This is a genomic window from Flavobacterium sp. (assembly GCF_031422135.1).
Classification (GTDB): domain Bacteria; phylum Bacteroidota; class Bacteroidia; order Flavobacteriales; family Flavobacteriaceae; genus Flavobacterium.
This window is the reverse complement of record NZ_JANOQD010000112.1, coordinates 1-2,663: the sequence shown is the minus strand read 5'-3', so window position 1 is coordinate 2,663 and position 2,663 is coordinate 1. Positions and strand designations below refer to the sequence as shown.

Below are 2,663 nucleotides of genomic sequence, written 5' to 3'. Positions count from 1 at the left end.
TTACACCCAAGAATCTTGGTTCCATTGCTGCGTGTTCTCTTGAAGAACCTTCACCATAATTGTGATCTCCTACAACAATTGAAGGTACCCCAGCGGCTTTATATGCTCTTGCAACTGCAGGAACGGCATCGTAAGTTCCAGATTTTGTTTTACCGTATTTAATTGCTCAACAGTCGCATTTAGAACATTTAAAACTATTACCAACACATTTACTACACAAGGTTAAGAATGAGGGCATATTTATTAATTTAAACCTCGTAAAAATAAAAAAATTACTTACGGTTATTTTTTTATTTTTGTTTTTTATTTTAAAAACATACTCTTTTACTGGTTTTTTATCGCTACCAACACATGTGATACATTACCGGATATTTAGAAAATTAACACATATGATACATTACCACCGCACCTCTAACCTCCAAAATCACCACAATCTTCTTTCTGAAATTTTTCAGGTACAGATGTAAAAACTTTTTTTAAATCACTTCCAACGTATTCTTTAGGAAAATCACCTTCAACTAGCATTTTAAAAACAGGAACTTCACCTTCCCCTTCACAAGTAATTTTAAGATTGGGTGTAGCAATTATTATTAATTTATTTCCTTTATTTTCAATTTTTTCTATCTTAAAAATACTTTTATTTTCAACATTACTTATTGATTTATTTGAATCACAATAATTGAAAATAATTAACTCTTTAGAAGTTGTATTAATATATAATGAAGGGGAATCACACATGCAAACAATTGAAAAGTCTAATCCGTATTTTTTATATGGATCATAAGCCTTTTCATCAATAATAGATAACCCTGTTAGTTTATGGTTAAGTAGCGATTCAAAGCCCTGATATGAAGTTACATCTTTTAAAACAGGATTTTTTTTATTTTCACCTTGGATAATAAAAACAAAAAAATATCCATCTCTTGCAACAACAACATATTTATTATCGACTAACGCTATATTATCGAACGGAAAAACATCTTCATTTTTGAAATATTTAGTGGTTATTATTCCACTTAGATCTAAATTTTTATATATACAATCGAGCTTTTCTTTGGTATAACTCAATGATGGACTTACTTTTTTTTCATCTTCAATATCGAGTGTAATAGTTTTGTCTACGTACAAATCTCTAGCCTCTTGCTCTGTAAAATAGCCCACATTATTTTCACAAAAACTAAAAGCTTTATAAAAACTAAAAAATTTGGTTTTCTGTTCCGACTTTATTGCTATAATACTTGTAGCATTTTCCTTAACTATAATTTTTGATACATTTTTTTCTTTGCAGGAAAAACATATTAATAATATTAAAATTAAAAGGTTTTTAATGTGTTGAATCATAAGTGTTATTTTTAAATATTTCTTTTTCTTGTGCTCTACGTATTACTAATCCAGGAGAAACAACACCGTCAGCGATCCTCCAGTTTTTAAATTCGTTTGCTGCACCATCATAATTTGCAGCGTTTAGCATTCTTAATAATGTTGATTCTGAACCGACAGATGCTTCAACATTAAAGGCAAGGCTTACTAGTGCATCAAATTCATATTGATATAAGTCAACTGTGACTTTTGACTTAACTAAATTAGATATTCTTTGTACATCCTGAAATAACAACGCATCCGCTTCTGCATCAGTTAAACCATTTAAAAAGTTAGTTGGCATAGTGATGTTACTGCAACTTTTTTTCCCAGCGATTAAATGTCCATATCCAATTGTACAAAAACCATAACCGTCGTCAAAGTAAACATGTTTACCATCCTTTTTTATTTCAGTTTCATAACCTTTTAAAAAATTGATTCCATTCTGAGAAAAGTGTAAAGTATCTGCATCTACTCTATCACCATTGTTTTGAGTTTTATCGTTAAATGAACTTGCATATCCTTCTTGAAGAATTTCTAAAGGTTCAATTAAATCATTTCTTCTTGCAAATGGTGCCTCACAATTAGATAGAGGAATATCTATATTCAAACCTGCCAAACCAGAGTATAATTCAAAATGTAACATATAAACAATTTGTCCATCTCTAATCAACAAAGGTGTATTATCATTTTGAAGTAATTTACCGGTTACACCCAATTTTTGCTTTTGAGTTACAGGATCATCTTTTTTTACAGTAATACTATTGGGAGCTAATTCACCGTATCTTACAATGAACTTTCGACCATCAGTTGTTTCATGAAGTACAGTCACTTGATTCGTTTTTGAATAAAAATCTTTAACTTCCAGAACTGTACCTTTACAAATTGCAACTACCTCAGTTTCAGGTTTTGTATATAAATCCCTAGCAGCGTGCTTACGCGTCCAAGATCCACATTTATTACCTGATCTAGTGGTATTAAATGTTGCCATATTATTTCCTTGAGTTGCAGCCCAATTGTAACTATTATACCATTTATTACCAATATCATTTTCGGGCTTAACTAGCAAAGGAAAAATAATTTCCTTTGTCTTCCCAATCACAAAATACTGACCTTCTTTTTTCAAAGATTCTACTGAATATTTTTTAGTACCTTGACATTCTGCTTTGAGCCAAAGGTTTTCGGTTACACTTTTATAAACATCGAAAGTTATTTCTTCATCTTTGTTGTAAGCGTCTTTTGTTAACGCTTTTTCAATAGCGTCTACTTTTGCAAATTTTTTCAGTTCTGTGAGTTTAGCTTTA

2 protein-coding genes and 1 pseudogene are annotated in these 2,663 nt (G+C 30.4%); all 3 read right to left on the bottom strand.

Annotation, left to right across the window (positions count from 1 at the left end):
* Positions 1-142 (bottom strand): annotated as a pseudogene (locus RMO70_RS14255) (hypothetical protein); the annotation flags it as partial.
* Positions 143-411: 269 nt separating this feature from the next.
* On the bottom strand, positions 412-1,341 hold the full coding sequence (locus tag RMO70_RS14250) for a hypothetical protein (protein ID WP_310557109.1): 930 nt from the start codon (positions 1,339-1,341) through the stop codon (positions 412-414).
* Positions 1,325-2,663 (bottom strand): glycoside hydrolase family protein (locus RMO70_RS14245; RefSeq protein ID WP_310557108.1); only part of this gene is annotated, 1,339 nt, incomplete at its 5' end. The genes RMO70_RS14245 and RMO70_RS14250, both read right to left, overlap by 17 nt.

Coding starts and splice junctions, on each gene's coding strand:
- RMO70_RS14250 (WP_310557109.1), bottom strand. CDS start 1,341: ATGATTCAACACATTAAAAACCTTTTAATTTTAATATTATTAATATGT.